Here is a 20,022-nt window from a genome sequence, read left to right as displayed (position 1 = left end):
AATAAAATTGCTCAATAAACTTTCATAATTAAAACTTTATCATAAATGTATTTCATCGGTCATTTTTAACATTTCAACTAATCATTACTATCACATTATCAGTATATAGTGTTAAAATTTTATATTTACTGGTAACCATAAACCAACCAAAAATGAAAAAAGTTATCTTGACCATGGGACTCCTGTGTCTCATCAGCTCAGGGTATGCCCAAAGCCTTCAGCTACCTACGGTTGACCCTGTTACCCTTGAATCACTACCGGCTGCAGTATCAAGAAGTATCGAACTCAAAGAATTTGAAAAAGCAGCACTACAGGCTTCCGACTTTATTATAGCTTCACCTGTTAACGAGGTGAACGATGAAAAAGTTAAAGCCAGTAAAGGATATTTATTAGGATGGATGCAGGATAGTCCGGACTTTAATTTTGCAGTAGACCATACCATAGCGGTATTTGAAGACAATGACCCTTTAATGTGGATCTATATGGCATGTATGGCAAAATATACCATAGAACACAAGGAACAATCGGGTAATACCGATTATATAAAACTAGGCACTTGGGAACTCGTAGCCGGTTATATAGATAATCCTGACAACCGTGTTGCCAAAACCGAAAAACTTAACATGCTATGCAATGCCTATCGAAGCGGGGAGCTCGATGCGTTTCTAAAAAGCCTATAATAAAAAAAGAGCAGGTTAAGCCTGCTCTTTTTTTTCTTCCTTACTGTCAAACATATATATCCAAAGCATTCTCGACAACCTGAAATTAAACATACTGAGTGCTACTGCCATAAAAGCTATAAGTGCCAGCATGTAACCGAAATCTTTTATGAAAAAGTGTGCTATAGCGTATACACCAATCATTTCGGCTACTGTTAATCCATAACTTACATACATTGCCCCAAAAAAGTATCCGGGTTCTCTTAAAAACTTATGGTCACATACTTCGCAATGTTCATTCATTTTAGGTAAACGAAAAAGAAACAAACTCCCTTTGCTTTTAAACACTTTACCCTGTCCACATTTAGGACATTTTTCCTCTACTATATCTGTGAATTTTGACATCTTATTTTTATTTCAAATTTACGGCAACTATTAAAATACGGCAATAGCTTATTTACGCAATAATTTGTACTTTTAGGACATATTAAGCAATCATGAAGAAGACAGCCATATTAGATATCAGTCAGTTTAAACAAACCGGGTTAGAGGATTTTTATGTAAATACACTGGAAGATCACCTTATTACAAGCCATAAGGATATCGCTTTGCCTCATAAGCACAATTTTTATCTGGCAATACTATTTACCCATGGCATAGGAATACATGAAATTGACTTTACCGTTTATGATGTTAAGCCCGGTAGTCTTTTTTTTCTTAATCCGGGACAAACACATCATTGGGAATTATCCCCAGACACTAAAGGCTACATCTTCTTTCATACACAGGCATTTTATAATTTATATTATACTCAGAATCATATCAATAACTTCCCTTTCTTTTATAGTATGCACAGCTCTCCATGCCTTTATCTTGAAGGCGAAGAGTTTAAAGACGTAACACTCCTCTTTAAACAAATACTGAAAGAAAATGAAAGAGATGAGATATTGAAAAAACATCGCATCATTAACCTGGTTCAATATGTATATATAGAATGTACCCGTATTTATGCCAAACAAAATCCGGTAGCCGCTTTAGATACCCATAACAGTTATTACAGTAAGTTCCTTAAGCTGGAAGATTTAGTTAACGAACATTTCGTAAAAGAGAAATCTCCTGCCGTTTATGCAGAGATGATGCACATGACACCAAAGCATCTTAATCGTATTACACAGGCAGTAGCAGGTAAAACAACTTCAGATGTTATAACCGACAGGGTTTTACTGGAAGCCAAAAAGGAACTGATTTTACAACAGGATAATTTTGCCGGAGTTGCCGAAATGCTGGGGTATGAAGATTACGCCTATTTTTCCCGGTTGTTTAAAAAGAAAACTAATGAAACACCAAGTGAGTTTTTAAACAGGTATAAGAAAGGATAATACCCAATTTCATTAACAAACTTCTGCTAAAAAATAATACCTTTGCAGCTTCAATTCACAAAAATGAGATTACACAGAAATTTAGTGTTTACGGTTATCGACTCCCTTAACTTTATATTTAATGAGGGAGAATATGCCGATAAGGTTGTGGCAAAGGCTTTAAAGAAAGACAAACGTTGGGGAAGCCACGACAGGAAATTTGTTGCGGAAACAATATATGAAATAGTTCGCTGGAAACGCCTGTATGCAGAAATTGCAGAGGTTAAAGAACCTTACAACAGAGATAACCTTTGGAGAATATTTGCCGTTTGGGCTGTTCTTCGCGGGTATAACCTACCAGACTGGAAATATTTTGAAGAAACTCCGGTACGACGTATAAAAGGCCGTTTTGATGAGCTTTCTAAAGTAAGAAAATACCGTGAGTCTATTCCTGACTGGATGGATGAGCTTGGTGTTAAAGAGCTTGGTGAAAAGAAATGGGAAAAGGAACTTGCCGCACAAAACGAGCAGGCAAAAGTTATACTTCGTGTTAACACCCTAAAAACTACAAAAGAACAGCTTCGTGCCATTTTAATGGACAGCAATATAGAAACCGAATTTCTTAAGGAATATCCGGATGCGCTTGTATTAACAGAGCGTGCTAATGTATTCCTTACACAGGCATTTAAAGACGGGCTTTTTGAAGTTCAGGATGCATCGTCTCAGCTTGTGGCACGTTTTCTTGAAGTAGAACCCGGTATGAGAGTGGTTGATACCTGTGCAGGTGCGGGAGGTAAAACGCTGCACATGGCCTCTATGATGGATAACAAAGGACAGATTATTGCTATGGATATTTATGAAAGTAAATTAAAGCAATTAAAGCTGCGTGCAAAAAGAAATAGTGTTTTCAATATAGATTACCGTGTAATTGAAGGCACCAAAACTATTAAGAAACTTCATGAAAAGGCAGACAGGGTTCTTATTGATGCGCCTTGTAGCGGGCTTGGTGTTCTAAAACGTAATCCGGACAGTAAATGGAAACTGGAACCTGAGTTTATAGATAACATCAAGAAAACACAGAGAGAAGTATTGGAAAGCTATTCTAAGATAGTAAAGCCTGGAGGTAAAATGGTTTATGCAACGTGTTCGGTATTGCCTTCTGAAAATGAAGAGCAGGTAAAACACTTCCTTACTACAGAAATTGGTAAACAATTCACTTTCATAAAAGAAAATAAAGTATTGGCTTCAGAATCCGGATTTGACGGATTCTATATGGCACTTCTTGAAAGAAAAAAATAATTTAAACCTCCCAATCGGGAGGTTTTTTATTTGTGTAACTTTGAGTTATCCAAATAATTACTGCTATGCTAAAAACAGAAAAGAAAGTCAGTTTTTTTGACAGCGTCTCCCCTTTTGTAAAAGTAAGCCCGCAAAGTAAATCGGCACTTCTTTCTGTAATGGTAAAAGAACATTTTCCTAAAGGGCATGTTTTAGTACCTTTGGGTAATATCTGCAGGCATGTATATTATATAGAAAAAGGATTATCCCGTACATTTTATATAAAAGACGGCAAAGAAATAACTGAGAAGTTTTGCATAGAAAATACGTTTACCTGTTCTATGCCGGCATCTATAACCAATGTGCCAGACAACAGACAGATTGAGCTTTTAGAAGCTTCCATTATTTGGTCTATGCCATACACCGAACTGGAAAAACTATATGACGATTATCATGATATAGAAAGACTGGGACGTTTTGTGGTTACTAACGAGCTTGTAGGCATGCACCAAAGATTAAGCGATCTTCAGTTTCGTTCAGCAGAAGAACGTTATAATAACCTTGTACAAAACAATCCTACCCTTTTGCAAAGGGTTTCACTCGGACTCATTTCTTCCTATCTGGGTATAACTCAGGAAACATTAAGCCGTATACGTTCCAAAAACTGATTTTTTGATAAATGTCAAAGGAAAAGCATTTGTACTGTTCCAACTTTGTTTTCATCAAAAAAGAAACAATTATGGAACTAAAAACATTTTACAAAATCAGGTTTAACGACTGCGATTCATTTAAGCACCTTAATAATTCAGGTTATATAGATTATATGCTTAACGCCCGTGAAGATCATTTAAAAGAATTTCACGATATAAGCATGACTTATCTTTACAGTAAAGGATCAGGATGGATGGTAAACAAACACGAAATAATTTACCTTAATCCTGCCAATTATGGCGAACAGGTATGTATTAAATCTAACCTGATGAAGTATGGTAATGATTCATTACTGGTAGAAATGACAATGTGGGATGAAAACGAAACCCATATCAAAGCCATTTTATGGACAAAATTCACACACATAAACCTGCTTACAGGCAAAAGGGATAATCATCCTGAATGGTTTGAAAAAATTGCCATACCACTGGAAAACAGCGAAATATTAGTTAGCTCATTATCAGAAAGGCTTAAAGTTTTAATGGCTTAAAAAGTATAATTTGTAAATTTGAATAAAGTTTACAGGAAATGAAAATCAACAACTTTTCTCCTTCTCCTTCATTAAAACCTTACATAAAAGGTTACATGGTTATTGAAAGTATGGAAGGGATGAATACTACAACACTTCCTGACACTTCAATAGTAATAGCTTTCAGGTTAAGGGGGAAAGTTAGTTTTATTCATAACAATACAGTTAATACCATAACATCCAGCTCGGTTAGCGGATTGCGCAAAGGCGTACGTCAATTTAATTACTCCGCTGATACTGCTACTCTGTTGGTAAAATTTAAGGAAGGTGGAGCCTCTGCCCTTTTTAAAGATCCCATGCACGAGCTGTTTTCACACACAGTGTCTTTAGATAATCTTGTTAGAAATTCTATAGTAAGAGAAATTGAGGAAAGAATAGCCGAAGCTGACAATTATTATCAGGCTGTATTGATACTTGATGGCTTTCTTATGACCCTAGTTAAGAATAATGAGAAGGACAGCTTAATACACGAGGCCATAAAAAGAATACAACTTGCCAAAGGAAATATAAGGATAAACGAACTTGCCGGGTCTTTACCTATAAGCAGGGATCCTCTTGAGAAACGTTTCCGTAAAATAACAGGCACTTCGCCAAAACAGTTTGCATCCATTATTCGCTTAAGGAATGTTATTAGCAACCATAAAGAAAATACAAGCTTAACCACCATAGCTTTTGATGCCGGATATTACGATCAGTCACATTTTATAAAAGACTTCAGACTATTTACAGGAAAAGCACCTCAGGACTTCTTTACTTCCGGTCAATGGTGGTAATTCAATGATTTTTTACAATTACAGGGTTTTTATAGCGGCTAGCTTTGTATAAGCTAAATAAACTGATATGAAAACAAAATTTTTAATGTTGGTATACCTATTGGGCATCCAACAACTAACTGCACAAAATGATAAACCTGTAAATCAAAAAACCATGAACGAATACACTCTGTTTTTCCACTACCCTGCTATTAATTATTCTGATAAGCAAAACGAACAACTTAAGCAACAATGGCAGGCCGTGCTTAAAAACTGGAAAGAAAGAGATATTTATATCTCTGCAAATGTGTATCAGCCCAATGCCATAATTGTGGAGCAAAACTACAGTAAGGAAACCGACTTTACATCCGAAGGTAATTTTGTAGGAGCCATAGTAAAAATCAAAGCTGCAAATAAAGATGAAGCTATAATCTTAGCAAAAGAAACACCTGTTTTTTCTGTAAACGGCAGTGTTGAAATAAGAGAAGAACGACCTAGACCTAATAAAACGGTTCCGATACTATTTATAGATACTTTTACGGTCCCTGACAATGCAAAAGCAGATTTTTTGACCCGTGTAAAAATAAACAGGGATTTGCTTAAAACCTTACCCGGATTTATTGAAGACCATGCTTATGAAAAAACTGTAGGAGATGGTAGCTTTAATTATGTTACCATAGCGGCTTGGGAAAATGAGGAAGCTATTGAAAACGCGAAACAACAGGTAATGGCATCATACAAAAAATCCGGATTTGATATGCCTAAATTCTTAAAGAAGAACAAGATAATACTTCATCGGGCTACATATAAAGAAATAGAAAACTAATTTTACGTATGTTTGTTTCAAACCTTACACATTATGAAACAAACATTTTTCTTTTTGTTTTTATTTCTTACCAGTCAACTCTTAACCGCGCAGGATACTAACATCTCTGTTATTTCTGTAGAAAAATCAAACATAGTTTACAGAGGTATAAGCAACCCTATTAAGATTGCCGTGCCGGGAGCAAAATCGTATAAAGCTACCAGTAGTGGTAAGCTAACCAAGAAAGATTCTTTAGGTAATTATCTGTTAAATGTTAATGGTATTCAAGGACGGATAGTCAAAATAAATATTGAAGCGACGCTTGAAAATGACAGTATAATAAACGAGTACAAAGAATTTGAAGTAAAGGAAATTTCTACACCAAGAGCAAATATATTGAGTAGCTATTATAGAGGAGCCTGTGAGATGACTTTATCTCAGCTAAAAGAGCTTAATCTTAATATAGTAATTGATAATCTTGCTTTTACGCCAGACTCAACTTTCTTCAGAATACGCTCATTTGAAGTATATGTAAAAGGAAAAGAAAGAATATGGATAAATGGAAGTAAAATGACTGAAAAAGCTTTCGAATCCATTAAAGATATTCCTGTAGGTACTGAAGTTTTAGTTAATATTCATCAACACACTCCCTATGGTTATAGATTGAGGCCTATACCTCCTTTAAAGATAGAAATAATAGAGCCTGAAAACTTCAATATCCCACTACCGGAAGTATATACACAATATGGCAGTGATATTGTTTACAGGGGAATAGAAAATACCTTAAATATACGTGTGCCTGAAGCAAAATCATTTAAAGTAAAAGGTAAAGGGCTTAAAATGTTACATGACAGTACTTATGTTATAAACGTAAGTAAAATTAAGAAAGACAAAATCTTCCTGGATTTTGAAATAATAAACAAAAACGATTCGGTAATTCGTACTCAGGAGGTATTGTATATAAAAGAAAGGGATACAAGGCCTAAAAAAATTACCGTAAACGGAAAAGGATGTTCTGATTGTATTTTGAAAATGAAATTAGAAGAATTGAAAGATGCAATAATTGATATAAGGGTTGACGATGCTGAAAATACTCTTGCTCCACAAATAGTGGAACAATTTGAGATCAGTCTATCAGAAAACGAAACACTTTCAATTAATGGTAATACAATAAGTGAGAGCGCTTTTGAGCTATTATCTGTATTACCTGAAGAATCAGTTATTACAATTAAAGCTTCGTTTTATCTCACATTTAGTTTTTCTCATGATCCTACCCCTTTAAAGGTTATGATTACAAACGAATAATTGTTACTCAACCAACAAAAAATTTAAAAACTAACAATTTAGATGTTGTTTGTTATAAGCATTTTGCTATATCAACAATTTTTCATCTACATCGTTATAGTATCATCAATTTAATTACCTTTGGGCGCTTTGATTAAGCAGCAATAATTATATTTTTGTATTACTATGAATGAATGTATTTCAGTTTTCGATATGCTTAAAATCGGCGTTGGGCCTTCAAGTTCGCATACTTTAGGTCCATGGCGTGCTGCCGAACGTTTCCTTCAGGAGCTTCGTGATCAGGGCATTTTTGAAAAAATAGACCGCGTTAAGGTAGACTTGTACGGTTCACTTTCCCTTACAGGAAAAGGCCATGCTACAGATCTTGCCGTGATGCTTGGTTTAAGCGGTGCCGATCCTGAATATGTTCCCATAGAAAGTATACAAACAACTATAGATGATATTAACCTTCAAAAACAGCTGTTTTTAGGCAGCCTTAAGGTTATACCGTTTAACCCTGAAACCGATATTGTTTTTAACAGAGACTTCCTTCCTTTTCATGCTAACGGAATTACTTTTACAGCTTATTATGACAAGGTTGAGTATATCTCTACATTTTATTCTATAGGAGGCGGTTTTGTTGTTAAAGAAGAAAGAACCAATGCTCTGGAAAATGCCATTATTAAATGTGCATTCCCTTTCCCTACAGATAAGGCTGATGACTTGTTGAAATTTACACAGCAGGAAAACAAAATGATATCTGAGATTGTGTATGAAAATGAAAAATCCATACGCACTGAAGAAGAAATTCATAACGAATTAATGCGTATATGGAATACCATGTTGGAATGTATGTATATTGGTTGCCATAGTGAAGGTGTATTACCAGGCGGACTTAACGTTCGTCGTAGGGCTTATGATATGCACCGTAACCTGATTGGCGAGCTTCCGTACAACAATCCTCAGGAGTGGCTTCAGGTAATTAGAAAAACAGAGGTTAAATTCCGTCAGATATTAAAATGGGTAAGTTGTTTTGCCCTTGCCGTAAACGAAGTAAATGCGGCACTTGGCCGTGTGGTTACTGCCCCTACTAATGGCAGTGCAGGCGTAATACCGGCTGTACTTATGTACTATATGGTAATTGAAAACCACGATGCTAACGAAGAACACATAAAACAATTCCTTATGGTTGCCGGAGAAGTAGGCAGTATCTTTAAAAAAGGTGCTACCATATCTGCTGCTATGGGAGGATGCCAGGCAGAAATAGGTGTATCTTCAGCTATGGCTGCAGCTGCACTTTGTGAAGTTATGGGTGGTTCTCCGGAACAGTGCCTTATCGCTGCCGAGATAGCAATGGAACACCACTTAGGTATGACATGCGATCCTATTGGCGGGCTTGTTCAGGTTCCTTGTATAGAGCGTAACACAATGGGTGCAATTAAAGCTATTAATGCTGCCGAACTGGCACTTGAAACAGATCCTAAAAATGCTAAAGTACCATTAGATAAAGTGGTAAACACTATGTGGCAAACGGCTAAGGATATGAACAACAAATACAAAGAGACATCAGAAGGCGGACTAGCCGTTACAGTAAATATTGCCGATTGCTAATTTTATTAGCAACAATTTAAAAAGCCTGCTTTATCAGCAGGCTTTTTTATGCTCTTTTTCGGGTATCTATTATATATACTATTTTCCAGACTCCATTATCATTAAAAAGCTGAAAGGAATTTACTCCCTTATGGCTTAGCTTGCCATCAACATAAAATTCATAGGGTGTCCATACATGTGCCATTGCACCGTCATACTGAATTTTGTACTCTAATAGTTTTTCTTCCAGTTTTATAGCATTAGGCACAGCAGCGATAGCAGCAAAAAATTTGGCTGCCTCATCAGTTGTAAGTGATACCTCCCCTTTATCGTTCTGGTTTACTGACTGAAGTTTTAGCCCTTCATCACAAACCGATTTTATTTTTGTAACATCTTTAGAATTAAGCCCTTCAAAAAATACATCTATTGCTTTTTTAATTTCTTTATCCTGCGCAAAAAGTCCTGTGGTACATAATACAAAAACCAACAAAAATATTTTTCTCATAATCGGTAACTTTTACATAATAGTAAATGTAGTGCTTTATTGTTATTGTACAAGTCAATAAAACCAACTTATTATACCTATTCTTAGTGCAATTTAGTACATTTACGGTCTTAAAATTTTCAGGTTATGTCTACAGCTAAAAAAGATTATAAAAGAATTACTACAAGATCATTGATAGAAATGAAAGCTAACGGAGAAAAAATCTCTATGCTTACTGCCTACGATTATACTATGGCCGGTATTACAGATGGTGCCGGAATAGACGTTATACTTGTAGGAGATTCTGCTTCAAATGTAATGGCAGGACACGAAACTACGTTGCCTATTACCCTTGATCAGATGATATATCATGCCTCTTCTGTAGTAAGAGCTGTAAAAAGAGCTCTTGTAGTGGTTGATTTACCTTTTGGAAGCTATCAGTCAGACCCTAAAGAAGCTCTTAGATCATCTATAAGGATTATGAAAGAAAGCGGTGCTCATGCCGTTAAACTTGAAGGTGGTAGTGAAATAAAAGATTCTATCAAAAAGATATTACACGCAGGCATCCCTGTAATGGGACACTTAGGGCTTACACCTCAGTCTATTTATAAATTTGGTACTTATACTGTTCGCGCTAAAGAAGAAGCTGAAGCTGAAAAACTGATACAGGACGCCAAAATGCTGGAGAAATTAGGCTGTTTTGCTGTAGTACTGGAAAAAATACCTGCTAAACTTGCCAAAGTAGTTGCCGAAAGTATTTCTATACCTGTAATAGGTATTGGTGCCGGTGGCCAAGTAGACGGTCAGGTTCTTGTTATACACGATATGTTAGGTATGAACAACGAATTCAGTCCGCGTTTTTTAAGAAGATACCTTGATCTTTATACAGAAATGACTAAAGCTATATCACAATATGTAAGTGATGTAAAAGCGAAGGACTTCCCTAACGAAAACGAGCAATATTAATTTAGATTGTTAGATTTTTGGATTATTCGATTATTTGCTTAAATGAAGATAGTATCAGATAAAAACAATCTACAAGTCCTTTATGAAGATAACCATATTATAGTGGTTAATAAGCGTGTGGGAGACATTGTACAAGGAGATAAAACCGGAGACAAGCCCCTAAGCGATGTGGTAAAAGAGTACATCAAACAAAAATATGACAAACCGGGTAATGTATATCTTGGAGTAGTACATAGGCTGGACAGGCCCACCACAGGTATTGTACTGTTTGCCAAAACATCTAAAGCGCTTTCAAGATTAAACGATTTGTTTAAAAATCGGGAAACTCAAAAAACATATTGGGCAATAGTTAAAAACAGACCTGAAAAGGAAAGTGATACTCTAGTACATTATCTTAAGCGTAATGAAAAGAGTAACACTTCTAAAGCACACATTAAAGAAGTGCCAAACAGTAAAAAGGCAAGTCTGGATTATACTATTATAAAAACGCTGGACAATTATTATGCTTTGGAAATAAACCTGCATACGGGACGCCATCACCAGATAAGATCTCAGCTTTCTGCCATAGGCTCCCCAATTAAAGGTGATTTAAAATATGGTTTTGACAGGAGTAATCAGGATGGAGGCATACACCTGCATGCCCGTAAACTGGAGCTCACCCACCCTGTTACTAAAGAACACTTAAGTATTACAGCTCCCGTTCCTGAGGATAGGATATGGAAATCAATATAAAAATTAAAATACCCGGCTATGGGTATTTTTTTTGCCTTATAAATAACTGAAATTTGTTTAGCGGCTATTACTTTATTAAGTTGTTATAATGTTATTTTTTCACAATTTTACTGTTTAAGTAGCACATATTTTCTAAATTAGTTACACCAAAAACAAACAATTAATATGAAAAGAACTTTACTACTCTCGCTAGGTCTCTTAGCAACAAGCAGTTATGCACAAGAACATTTTTCCGGCATAAACACTTCTAGGCGAACAGGTATACTTAACGCATCTTTAAATCCTGCAGAACTTGTTAACTTAAAAAATGACAACGAAGTAAATGTATTTACATTTAGCGCAAACGTGTCTAATAATAAAATCTCTTTTGGTGATCTTGTAGGTGGTGAAGATTTGGGCAACCTGATATTTACAGGAAGTGAACCAGTTAACATGCGTGCCGATGTTGAAATTTTAGGGCCTTCTTTCGCTATGAAGTATGACAAATGGGCTTTTGCTGTTACTACAGGAGCTAAAATTAAAGCCAGTCTTGTTGATATAGATGTAAATCTGGGAGATGCATTAGCTAACTCAGGAGTTGATGCACTGTTAGGTAACCCTGTATACATAAATACAGACTATAATCAAAGAGCTGCTTCTACGGCATGGGGCGAAATTGGTTTCTCTGCCGCAAGAGAAATATTTGAAAATGATACTCACAAATTCTCTGGAGGTGCAACTTTTAAACTTATATTTCCCGGTACTTATGCAAATATGTCTGCCGATAAATTTAATGGAACTATAGAGGGCGTTGTAGAGCTTAATAGTCAGCAACAGGTAATTGATACTTATGTTGGTTTAACCGATGCCACAGCAAATGTTAATCTTGCATATTCCGGAGCATTAGGAGACAGTTTTACCGACAGCAGTAATTTCAGTGAATTCTTTGCCGGAGGGTTAAACGGTTTTTCAGCAGATTTAGGCGCTAATTATCAGTGGAAGAATGAAAATGGAGGATATAATATAAATGCAGGTGTTGCAGTAAGAAATATAGGCTCCATGACTTTTAAAGATGATAATAATGTGAATAAAAGTTATGAGGTGAATGTTCCAAATGGACAATATCTAAACCTGGATCAATTTGAAGACGTTGATAATATTGATGAGGTAGAAGAAATATTAGTGAATAGTGGCTATGCTACACTTATTGAATCTGGAAAAGATTTCAAGATAAAACAGCCTACCGTACTGTCATTATATGCCGATGCCAACGTTTACAATAACTGGTATGTAACTGCTTATCTACAACAAAAACTAAGTGATGCCAGCGAAAATAACAGGGTTGGTTCTCAAAACATATTTACGGTTACACCCCGTTATTCAACAAACTTCTTTGAAGCCTATGCCCCATTTTCAAGTAATGAAATCTCAGGATTTACTGCCGGTATAGGATTCAGGATTGGCGGATTCTTTATTGGATCAGGCTCAATACTTTCTGCCGCTATTGGAGATACAACACAGGCAGATGGCTACTTAGGCTTCCGTTTCGGATTTTAATAAACACATAAAAATATAATGAAAAAAGTACTACTGGGGTTAATTCTCTTAACCCCTTTTTTTAGTTTTTGTCAAATTAACGTTGCTGATTCTACCGTTCAGGTCATAACCTATTGGGACAAGCATGAAAAAATGACTTATGATATAGCTACCTCAAAAGCTACAGTGAAAGGTAATGATACAACATATACTCAAAAAGTAAAATTTAAAGTCGATATTGAAGTATTAGACTCTACCGCTACTAGCTATACCATACAATGGAAATTTAAAGACTATGCCTCCCTCTTATCTGACGAATCAGCAGAAATACAAGCCAATCTATATAATGGCTTAACAATTGAATTCACCACAGATGAGTTGGGCACATTTAATAAGCTTTTAAACTGGAAAGAAATAAAAGAGCATAATGAACGGGTTTTCTCAGAATTAAAAGGGAAAACAAATTCTCAGGAGGTGTTAGTAAAAATGCTTCGTCAAAAGTTTTCTTCACAACAGGCAATTGAAGAACATTCTATAAAAGAAGTACAGTATTTTCACTCATTTCATGGTGTTGGAATGAAAGAAGGTGAAGTGGTTGAGGAAAATGTATCCAGAGATACTTTTATAGGCAAAAGTGTACAATCTGACATTACACTTGAATTAACCGAAATCGACTATGAAAACAGCACTTATATTATAAAATATTGGGAAGATTTTGAAGGCGAAGGTGTTGTAAACCTTATTGGCAGTATGTTTCCTAATTATAAAGAAAAAATTGAAAATTCAATAGGAGACGATATGTCTTTAAATGATTTTATGGGAGCAAACATGCATGAATCAGGATGGCCACTATATCTTGTATATGAAAGGACTCTCAGTTTTAACGAGAACCACATGTATTTTGAGCAATGTACAATCTCTTTAGAGGAGTAGTTTATTAAAACCTTAATAGAACCTAATCTCAATTTTTAGTAAATTCACTACATCAAAAAGTAATCTTTATTCTTATGAAATGGAAAGGTCGAAGAGAAAGTGGTAATGTTGATGACCGCAGAGGTATGTCTGGCGGTAAAATTGCTGCCGGAGGCGGTATAATAGCTATAATTGTTGTACTCCTTAATATGTTTATGGGAGGAGATAGTACAGAAGTTATAAACGAAATAAACAATCAGCTACAACAGCAAACCACAACAGAAGAGCCTGTTCCTTTAAGTGCCCATGATGAAGAAATGGGACGAATGGTAAAAGTAATACTGGCGGATACTGAAGATGTATGGCATAAAATATTTCAGGAAAACGGCATGGTTTACAAAGAACCTACACTTGTGCTTTTCCGTAACTCCGTTCAAACTGCATGTGGAGGAGCTTCTTCTGCTTCAGGGCCTTTTTACTGTCCGTTAGACCGTAAAGTTTATATGGATTTATCCTTTTTTGAAGAACTCCAATCTCGATTTGGTGCAAAAGGCGGCGATTTTGCAATTGCCTATGTAATTGCCCATGAAGTAGGACACCATGTACAAACATTATTAGGTACTTCTGCAAAAGTTAGGGAACGGCAACAGCAAATGTCGCAAACACAAGGCAACAAACTATCTGTGGCATTAGAGCTTCAGGCTGATTTCTATGCCGGGCTATGGGCACATTATAATGAAGAAATGAATCAGGTTCTTGAAGCCGGAGATATAGAGGAGGCTTTAAGTGCAGCACATGCTGTGGGCGACGATGCCATACAAAAGAAAGCACAGGGACATGTTGTACCTGATTCTTTTACACACGGTACATCTGCACAACGCGTGCATTGGTTTAAAAAGGGATTTAATTCCGGCGATTTTAGTGCCGGGACAACATTTGATGATCTTGAACGCTAATTATTCTTTTTAGCGTTCATTATCTGCCACTGGTCTTCTATATACTTAATTTTTCGAACTTCTTTCATTATAGATTCCAGTTCGTCTTCATAATAATCAGCGTCATCTTCCTTATTTATAGAATCAAGGTCCTCTGCCCTTTCCAGTAATATATCTATAACAGGCATAACCCTGTTTTTTACGTATGGAGACAATTTGCCAAATGCTTCCTGTAATTGTGCTTTAATCATATTACAAATTTGGTGATTTTTAAAATAGCTTCCTTGCTAAAAAGCATCTTTTTTAAAACTCAACCATACTTGGCGATGTACGGTCAAACTTGTAACTTTGACGTTTAAAACAATAATCGGCTAACAGTTGAAAAAAATACTTCTCCTTTCGGATACCCATAGTCATATAGACGAAACCATAATGAAATATGTAAGACAGGCAGATGAAGTTTGGCATGCAGGTGATATTGGTGACCTTTCCGTTACGGATACCATTAAAAAGGAAAAACCTCTTAAGGCCGTTTACGGAAATATAGACAGTACCGAAGCTAGACTTGAGTTCCCTTTAAACAACAGGTTCTTTTGTGAAGGTGTAGATGTATGGATTACACATATTGGCGGTTACCCCGGAAAATACAATCTGTCAATACGGGAAGAAGTAAAGGCAAACCCTCCTAAGTTATTTATTTGCGGGCATTCGCACATACTTAAGGTAATGCCAGATCCTAAACTTAACTTAATACACATGAATCCCGGAGCAGCAGGAATACACGGCTTCCATCAGGTTCGTACCATGCTTCGTTTTGAAATTAATGGAGAAAACATTCAAAATCTTGAAGTAATAGAAATAGGCAAACGCGTTTAATGAGAACTTCAGTTACACATACACTAAACAACCCAAAACTTTTTAAGCAACAGCTCCTTAAATGGTCACAGCAATACAGGGAAGTTGAATTTTTAGACAGTAATGATTATCATCAGAATTACTCCTCTTTTGATGCAGTTTTAGCAGCAGACGCAATAACTTCTGTAAAAACAGATTTTGTAAGGGCTTTTGAAGACTTAAGCGCTTATCAGCAAACTACAAGGGACTGGCTTTTTGGGTATTTATCCTACGATCTGAAAAATAATACCGAGGCTTTACAGTCCAATAACTTCGACGGACTTGAATTTCCTGATTTGTTCTTCTTTCAGCCAAAAAAATTGTTCTTTATAAAAGGAGATACTGTTGAGATAGCCTATTTGGTAATGTGTGATGATGAATTAGAAGATGATTTTAAGGAAATACTCTCAACAGCTATTGATTCCGTCACCGACCTACCGCTAACAATCAATCAGCGAATTTCTAAAGAGGCTTATATTGAGAAAACAAGCAAAATGCTGGAGCATATACACATTGGTGATATATATGAAGCTAACTTTTGTATGGAATTTTATGCCGAAAATGCTGTTATTAGTCCGCTCTGTAAATATCAAGCTTTAAACGCCATATCAGAACCTCCTTTTGCAGCATTCTTTAAAAACCATAAGCATTACCTGCTATCTGCCTCTCCCGAAAGATATATCAGAAAAGAAGAAGAGAAAATTATCTCTCAACCTATAAAAGGAACAGCAAGACGCAGTACTGATCCAGTTGAAGATGAAGCCATAAAACTGGAACTGACCCAAAACGAAAAGGAACGGTCGGAAAACATTATGATTGTTGACCTCGTGCGCAATGATTTGTCGAGGACAGCACAAAAAGGTTCGGTTAGTGTAGAGGAATTATGTGGGGCTTATACCTTTAAGCAGGTACACCATTTAATATCAACAGTTGTATCAAGACTGGATTCAGAATTTAAACCTGTAGATACAATAAGGACATCATTTCCTATGGGAAGCATGACGGGTGCTCCTAAAATTTCGGCCATGCAGATTATTGAAAACCTTGAGGAAACCAAACGCGGACTTTATAGTGGTGCCGTAGGCTATTTTACCCCTATCGGAGATTTTGACTTCAACGTGGTAATAAGAAGTATACTTTATAACGAGGAAAATAAATACGTTTCATTTTCTGTAGGTAGTGCTATAACATCCAAATCAATACCTGAAAAGGAATATGAAGAATGTCTGCTTAAAGCACGTGCCATGAGGAGTGTTTTGGAGTAGTCTCTTAAATTCAAAAATTCATTACTTTTGGAGATGCTTTTAAAACTGCAGAAACATCTAAATCAAAATCTTCCTTTTTTACAGGATAAAAAACTGTTGCTTGCCGTAAGTGGCGGCATAGACAGTATGGTTTTGGTACACCTTTTCCAAAAACTGAATTATGATATTACTATTGCCCACTGCAATTTTGGTTTAAGAGGAGATGAAAGCGACGGAGATGAAAATTTCATTAAAGACTACGCGTCTAAAAACAATATAAAAATATTTGTAACTCATTTTGATACAAATAAATATGCTTTAGATTTTAAACTATCCATTCAACTGTCTGCAAGACAGTTAAGATATAACTGGTTTTACGATTTGATGAAGGAAAAGCAGTTGGATTATCTTCTTACAGCACACCATCTAGATGATAGCCTTGAAACTTTTTTAATAAATCTTAGTCGTGGCACAGGAATTGAAGGGCTTACCGGCATACCACAGCAAAACGATAAAATTATCCGTCCGTTACTTCCTTTCAGCAGAAATGAAATTGAGGAATATGCCAAGGAAAATAATATCAGTTGGAGAGAAGACAGTAGTAATGCCTCAAATAAATACCTGAGGAATAAACTACGTCATGATGTGGTTCCTGTTTTAAAATCCCTGAATACATCCTTTATGGACTCATTTCAGGATACTCTTATACATTTACAGCAAACACAATCGCTTGCTGAAGATGCATCGGTATTAGTTTATAAACAGGTTGTTACAGAAAAAGAAAATCAAAAGCATATTAATATAAATGAGCTTAAAAGATTACCTAACTATAAAGCCTATTTATACCAATGGTTAAATCCGTTTGGTTTTACAGCCTGGTATGACATTTATGAATTATCTGACTCACAATCAGGTAAACAGGTATTGTCAGATGGGTACAGGCTTTTAAAAGACAGGGAATATCTTATTTTGGAACCTATTGAAGAGCCTGTTACAAATGTTTATGAAATACCCGAAGGTATAACAGAAATATCACAGCCGTTTCCTATAAGGTTGATAAGTGTTAATAAAACATTAAAAAAAATTGAGAATAATGCAATTTACGTGGATGCTGCTACGTTAAAATTCCCGTTATTTGCAAGGAAATGGCAGGAAGGTGACTATTTTTGTCCCGCCGGGATGAAAGGACAAAGAAAAAAGGTCTCTAAATATTTTAAGGATGAAAAAATGTCCTTAAGTGAAAAAGAGAAAACATGGCTTCTTTGTTCGGGTGATCAGGTTGTGTGGATCATTAATAAACGTGCCGACGAACGATTTAAAGTTACCTCCCAAACAACACAAATTTTAAAAATAGAAGTTTTATAAATTAAAATGAAAAAAGCTGCTTTACTATTCTTATTCCTGTTTTCATTTATAACAGGAAGTGCACAAATTCTGGAGCCGGTAAAATGGACTTCTAAAATTGAAAAAAAATCCGACACTGAGTATCTTCTTACCTTAAAAGGAACTATTGAAGAGCACTGGCATGTTTACTCCCAGTTTACTGCTGATGGTGGAGGATTACCATTAGAATTAATTTTTGAAAATTCTGATAATAATTATGAGCTTGTTGGTAAGGCTGAAGAAAGCGAAACAAAAACAGCTTTTAGTGATATATTTGGTGTAGACGAGACTTTTTTTGAAGAAACTGTAGAGCTACAACAAACTATTAAAGTAACCAACACTAATAACAATAATGTTCAGTTACATCTTTTTTACCAAGTATGTAAAGAGCAATGTTTACAGGAAGATAAATTCTTTGTTTTCAATTTAAAAGACCTTACATCAAAGGAAGTTCAAAGCTTTGATGAGCCGGAGGTTAAAGCTGATAACAATAAAGAAAATGCTAAAGAAGGTACTGCAACAGATGCACCTAAAAAAGATAAGGAAAAAGGACTTTTCAAAATCTTTATAATTGCATTCTTCTCAGGTTTTGCAGCATTACTTACACCTTGTGTATTCCCTATGATACCAATGACTGTAAGCTTCTTTACAAAACAGAGTAAAACAAAAGCTGCAGGTATTAAAAATGCTTTTATTTATGGTATTTCCATTATAGTAATCTATGTATTATTGGGTACATTAGTAACAGCAATTTTTGGGGCCGATGCTCTTAATGCGCTCTCTACTAACGTTATTTTTAACCTTGTTTTCTTTGTGCTTTTAGTTGTATTTGCTTCATCTTTCCTTGGTGCATTCGAAATTATGTTACCAAACTCATGGGCAAATAAAGTTGACCGTCAGGCAGACAGAGGTGGTATAATAGGTATACTGTTTATGGCTTTAGCCCTTGCGATAGTATCTTTCTCCTGTACAGGACCAATTGTAGGTACACTACTTGTAGAAGCTGCTTCAAAAGGTGGTATAGCTCCAATTGTGGGTATGTTTGGTTTTTCATTAGCATTAGCTTTACCTTTTATGCTTTTTGCAATGTTCCCTGGATGGTTAAATACTTTACCAAAATCAGGAGGATGGTTAAATACGGTTAAAGTATTTTTAGGTTTCCTTGAACTGGCACTTGCTTTCAAATTCCTTTCAAATGCTGATCTTGTATTACAATCACATATACTTGAAAGAGAAACTTTCCTTGCTATCTGGATAGCTATATTTGGAGCAATGGCATTATACCTTTTCGGAAAAATAACATTACCTCACGATAGCCCATTATCATCAATATCAGTTGGAAGATTATTTTTAGGACTTTTAACACTTGCTTTTACAATATATCTGGTTCCTGGATTATGGGGTGCCCCACTTAAATTAATAAGTGGTTTCCCTCCTCCAATGCATTATAGCGAATCTCCACAAGGTTTTGGAGGTGGCGGTATAGCTTCAGGCGATACAAAATTACCGGAAGGAGCAAAACTGGGTGCTCATAATATCATCACTTTTGAAGATTATGATACAGGACTTGCTTATGCTAAAGAAGTAAAGAAACCTGTACTTATTGACTTTACCGGTTATGCTTGTGTAAACTGCCGTAAAATGGAAGAGCACGTTTGGTCTGACGAGCGAGTACTATCTGTTTTAAAAGATGAAGTTGTTCTTATTTCATTATATGTAGATTATAAAAAAGAGCTTCCTGAAAATGAACAGTATATCTCTAAGACAACAGGAAAGAAAATAAAAACTATTGGTAATAAATGGAGTGATTTTGAAATCACTAAATACAAAGCCAATGCACAACCTTATTATGTACTTATAGATCATGCAGAAGAAAATCTTAACGATCCTGTAGGTTACACACCGGATGTAGAAGAGTATTTAAAATGGTTGCAGGAAGGAACTGCAAACTTTAAAAAATAATAAAAAGCCCTCAAATAAGAGGGCTTTTT

The 20,022-nt window shown here is 35.7% G+C and carries 21 protein-coding genes; 18 read left to right on the top strand and 3 right to left on the bottom strand.

Annotation, left to right across the window (positions count from 1 at the left end):
• Positions 1 to 152 precede the first annotated feature (152 nt).
• The gene (locus tag FUA48_RS13365) at positions 153 to 680 is read left to right on the top strand and encodes a hypothetical protein (protein WP_147583989.1); all 528 of its coding nucleotides are present in this window, start codon (positions 153 to 155) and stop codon (positions 678 to 680) included.
• Positions 681 to 695: 15 nt separating this feature from the next.
• Here FUA48_RS13365 and FUA48_RS13360 read toward each other — a convergent pair whose 3' ends face one another.
• Complete coding sequence (locus tag FUA48_RS13360; protein ID WP_147583988.1) at positions 696 to 1,064, bottom strand: DUF983 domain-containing protein; 369 nt, start codon at positions 1,062 to 1,064, stop codon at positions 696 to 698.
• A gap of 92 nt (positions 1,065 to 1,156) precedes the next feature.
• Here FUA48_RS13360 and FUA48_RS13355 point away from each other — a divergent pair, with 92 nt between their 5' ends.
• The 8 genes from FUA48_RS13355 (at position 1,157) to FUA48_RS13320 (ending at position 8,987) form a co-directional block, all read left to right on the top strand.
• Positions 1,157 to 2,038 carry an AraC family transcriptional regulator gene (locus FUA48_RS13355; RefSeq protein WP_147583987.1) on the top strand — a complete coding sequence of 294 codons (882 nt, stop codon included), beginning with the start codon at positions 1,157 to 1,159 and terminating at the stop codon, positions 2,036 to 2,038.
• A 63-nt stretch (positions 2,039 to 2,101) separates the two neighbouring features.
• A complete protein-coding gene (locus FUA48_RS13350) occupies positions 2,102 to 3,316 on the top strand; it encodes an RsmB/NOP family class I SAM-dependent RNA methyltransferase (protein ID WP_147583986.1) in 1,215 nt (404 codons plus the stop codon).
• A 65-nt stretch (positions 3,317 to 3,381) separates the two neighbouring features.
• On the top strand, positions 3,382 to 3,963 hold the full coding sequence (locus tag FUA48_RS13345) for a Crp/Fnr family transcriptional regulator (RefSeq protein WP_147583985.1): 582 nt from the start codon (positions 3,382 to 3,384) through the stop codon (positions 3,961 to 3,963).
• A gap of 71 nt (positions 3,964 to 4,034) precedes the next feature.
• Entirely contained in the window at positions 4,035 to 4,496 is a 462-nt protein-coding gene (locus tag FUA48_RS13340) for an acyl-CoA thioesterase (RefSeq protein ID WP_168196986.1), read from the top strand.
• Positions 4,497 to 4,534: 38 nt separating this feature from the next.
• Positions 4,535 to 5,308 carry a helix-turn-helix transcriptional regulator gene (locus FUA48_RS13335; protein ID WP_205729411.1) on the top strand — a complete coding sequence of 258 codons (774 nt, stop codon included), beginning with the start codon at positions 4,535 to 4,537 and terminating at the stop codon, positions 5,306 to 5,308.
• Between the two features lie 67 nt (positions 5,309 to 5,375).
• The gene (locus tag FUA48_RS13330) at positions 5,376 to 6,113 is read left to right on the top strand and encodes an antibiotic biosynthesis monooxygenase (RefSeq protein WP_205729410.1); all 738 of its coding nucleotides are present in this window, start codon (positions 5,376 to 5,378) and stop codon (positions 6,111 to 6,113) included.
• 33 nt (positions 6,114 to 6,146) lie between these two features.
• Positions 6,147 to 7,397 carry a GldM family protein gene (locus FUA48_RS13325; protein ID WP_147583983.1) on the top strand — a complete coding sequence of 417 codons (1,251 nt, stop codon included), beginning with the start codon at positions 6,147 to 6,149 and terminating at the stop codon, positions 7,395 to 7,397.
• Between the two features lie 165 nt (positions 7,398 to 7,562).
• On the top strand, positions 7,563 to 8,987 hold the full coding sequence (locus FUA48_RS13320; RefSeq protein WP_147583982.1) for an L-serine ammonia-lyase: 1,425 nt from the start codon (positions 7,563 to 7,565) through the stop codon (positions 8,985 to 8,987).
• Positions 8,988 to 9,033: 46 nt separating this feature from the next.
• Here FUA48_RS13320 and FUA48_RS13315 read toward each other — a convergent pair whose 3' ends face one another.
• The gene (locus FUA48_RS13315; RefSeq protein WP_147583981.1) at positions 9,034 to 9,471 is read right to left on the bottom strand and encodes a nuclear transport factor 2 family protein; all 438 of its coding nucleotides are present in this window, start codon (positions 9,469 to 9,471) and stop codon (positions 9,034 to 9,036) included.
• A 126-nt stretch (positions 9,472 to 9,597) separates the two neighbouring features.
• On the opposite strand from FUA48_RS13315, the gene panB reads away from it, so the two are divergent.
• From panB to ypfJ, 5 genes are all read left to right on the top strand, one after another.
• Positions 9,598 to 10,416, top strand: a complete 819-nt coding sequence (gene panB, locus FUA48_RS13310) for a 3-methyl-2-oxobutanoate hydroxymethyltransferase (protein ID WP_147583980.1) — start codon at positions 9,598 to 9,600, stop codon at positions 10,414 to 10,416.
• A 42-nt stretch (positions 10,417 to 10,458) separates the two neighbouring features.
• Positions 10,459 to 11,148, top strand: coding sequence for an RluA family pseudouridine synthase (locus FUA48_RS13305; protein ID WP_147583979.1), 690 nt, complete (start codon positions 10,459 to 10,461; stop codon positions 11,146 to 11,148).
• 165 nt (positions 11,149 to 11,313) lie between these two features.
• Positions 11,314 to 12,684, top strand: a complete 1,371-nt coding sequence (locus tag FUA48_RS13300) for a hypothetical protein (RefSeq protein ID WP_147583978.1) — start codon at positions 11,314 to 11,316, stop codon at positions 12,682 to 12,684.
• 18 nt (positions 12,685 to 12,702) lie between these two features.
• The gene (locus tag FUA48_RS13295) at positions 12,703 to 13,596 is read left to right on the top strand and encodes a hypothetical protein (protein WP_147583977.1); all 894 of its coding nucleotides are present in this window, start codon (positions 12,703 to 12,705) and stop codon (positions 13,594 to 13,596) included.
• A gap of 74 nt (positions 13,597 to 13,670) precedes the next feature.
• A complete protein-coding gene (gene ypfJ / locus FUA48_RS13290) occupies positions 13,671 to 14,531 on the top strand; it encodes a KPN_02809 family neutral zinc metallopeptidase (RefSeq protein ID WP_147583976.1) in 861 nt (286 codons plus the stop codon).
• On the opposite strand, the gene FUA48_RS13285 is transcribed toward ypfJ, so the two are convergent.
• The gene (locus FUA48_RS13285; protein WP_129749930.1) at positions 14,528 to 14,761 is read right to left on the bottom strand and encodes a hypothetical protein; all 234 of its coding nucleotides are present in this window, start codon (positions 14,759 to 14,761) and stop codon (positions 14,528 to 14,530) included. The genes ypfJ and FUA48_RS13285 overlap by 4 nt on opposite strands.
• Positions 14,762 to 14,888: 127 nt before the next feature.
• Between FUA48_RS13285 and FUA48_RS13280 the strand changes: the two genes are divergently transcribed.
• The 4 genes from FUA48_RS13280 to FUA48_RS13265 are packed head-to-tail and all read left to right on the top strand — an operon-like array spanning position 14,889 to position 19,993.
• Complete coding sequence (locus FUA48_RS13280) at positions 14,889 to 15,386, top strand: metallophosphoesterase family protein (RefSeq protein ID WP_147583975.1); 498 nt, start codon at positions 14,889 to 14,891, stop codon at positions 15,384 to 15,386.
• Positions 15,386 to 16,669 carry an anthranilate synthase component I family protein gene (locus FUA48_RS13275; protein ID WP_147583974.1) on the top strand — a complete coding sequence of 428 codons (1,284 nt, stop codon included), beginning with the start codon at positions 15,386 to 15,388 and terminating at the stop codon, positions 16,667 to 16,669. Before FUA48_RS13280 ends, FUA48_RS13275 begins: the two co-directional genes overlap by 1 nt.
• Before the next feature lie 33 nt (positions 16,670 to 16,702).
• Complete coding sequence (gene tilS / locus FUA48_RS13270) at positions 16,703 to 18,013, top strand: tRNA lysidine(34) synthetase TilS (protein ID WP_147585004.1); 1,311 nt, start codon at positions 16,703 to 16,705, stop codon at positions 18,011 to 18,013.
• 6 nt (positions 18,014 to 18,019) lie between these two features.
• Complete coding sequence (locus FUA48_RS13265) at positions 18,020 to 19,993, top strand: protein-disulfide reductase DsbD family protein (protein WP_147583973.1); 1,974 nt, start codon at positions 18,020 to 18,022, stop codon at positions 19,991 to 19,993.
• The last annotated feature ends 29 nt before the right edge of the window (positions 19,994 to 20,022 follow it).

The sequence above is a fragment of the Flavobacterium alkalisoli genome (assembly GCF_008000935.1).
GTDB lineage: Bacteria > Bacteroidota > Bacteroidia > Flavobacteriales > Flavobacteriaceae > Flavobacterium > Flavobacterium alkalisoli.
The sequence above is the reverse complement of the archived record's forward strand: the minus strand, read 5'-3'. Positions and strand labels throughout refer to the sequence as shown.

Excerpts from the sequence above, each read along its gene's own strand:
- FUA48_RS13365 (WP_147583989.1), top strand. The coding sequence starts at position 153 with ATGAAAAAAGTTATCTTGACCATGGGACTCCTGTGTCTCATCAGCTCA.
- FUA48_RS13360 (WP_147583988.1), bottom strand. The coding sequence starts at position 1,064 with ATGTCAAAATTCACAGATATAGTAGAGGAAAAATGTCCTAAATGTGGA.
- FUA48_RS13355 (WP_147583987.1), top strand. The coding sequence starts at position 1,157 with ATGAAGAAGACAGCCATATTAGATATCAGTCAGTTTAAACAAACCGGG.
- FUA48_RS13350 (WP_147583986.1), top strand. The coding sequence starts at position 2,102 with ATGAGATTACACAGAAATTTAGTGTTTACGGTTATCGACTCCCTTAAC.
- FUA48_RS13345 (WP_147583985.1), top strand. The coding sequence starts at position 3,382 with ATGCTAAAAACAGAAAAGAAAGTCAGTTTTTTTGACAGCGTCTCCCCT.
- FUA48_RS13340 (WP_168196986.1), top strand. The coding sequence starts at position 4,035 with ATGGAACTAAAAACATTTTACAAAATCAGGTTTAACGACTGCGATTCA.
- FUA48_RS13335 (WP_205729411.1), top strand. The coding sequence starts at position 4,535 with ATGAAAATCAACAACTTTTCTCCTTCTCCTTCATTAAAACCTTACATA.
- FUA48_RS13330 (WP_205729410.1), top strand. The coding sequence starts at position 5,376 with ATGAAAACAAAATTTTTAATGTTGGTATACCTATTGGGCATCCAACAA.
- FUA48_RS13325 (WP_147583983.1), top strand. The coding sequence starts at position 6,147 with ATGAAACAAACATTTTTCTTTTTGTTTTTATTTCTTACCAGTCAACTC.
- FUA48_RS13320 (WP_147583982.1), top strand. The coding sequence starts at position 7,563 with ATGAATGAATGTATTTCAGTTTTCGATATGCTTAAAATCGGCGTTGGG.
- FUA48_RS13315 (WP_147583981.1), bottom strand. The coding sequence starts at position 9,471 with ATGAGAAAAATATTTTTGTTGGTTTTTGTATTATGTACCACAGGACTT.
- panB (WP_147583980.1), top strand. The coding sequence starts at position 9,598 with ATGTCTACAGCTAAAAAAGATTATAAAAGAATTACTACAAGATCATTG.
- FUA48_RS13305 (WP_147583979.1), top strand. The coding sequence starts at position 10,459 with ATGAAGATAGTATCAGATAAAAACAATCTACAAGTCCTTTATGAAGAT.
- FUA48_RS13300 (WP_147583978.1), top strand. The coding sequence starts at position 11,314 with ATGAAAAGAACTTTACTACTCTCGCTAGGTCTCTTAGCAACAAGCAGT.
- FUA48_RS13295 (WP_147583977.1), top strand. The coding sequence starts at position 12,703 with ATGAAAAAAGTACTACTGGGGTTAATTCTCTTAACCCCTTTTTTTAGT.
- ypfJ (WP_147583976.1), top strand. The coding sequence starts at position 13,671 with ATGAAATGGAAAGGTCGAAGAGAAAGTGGTAATGTTGATGACCGCAGA.
- FUA48_RS13285 (WP_129749930.1), bottom strand. The coding sequence starts at position 14,761 with ATGATTAAAGCACAATTACAGGAAGCATTTGGCAAATTGTCTCCATAC.
- FUA48_RS13275 (WP_147583974.1), top strand. The coding sequence starts at position 15,386 with ATGAGAACTTCAGTTACACATACACTAAACAACCCAAAACTTTTTAAG.
- tilS (WP_147585004.1), top strand. The coding sequence starts at position 16,703 with ATGCTTTTAAAACTGCAGAAACATCTAAATCAAAATCTTCCTTTTTTA.
- FUA48_RS13265 (WP_147583973.1), top strand. The coding sequence starts at position 18,020 with ATGAAAAAAGCTGCTTTACTATTCTTATTCCTGTTTTCATTTATAACA.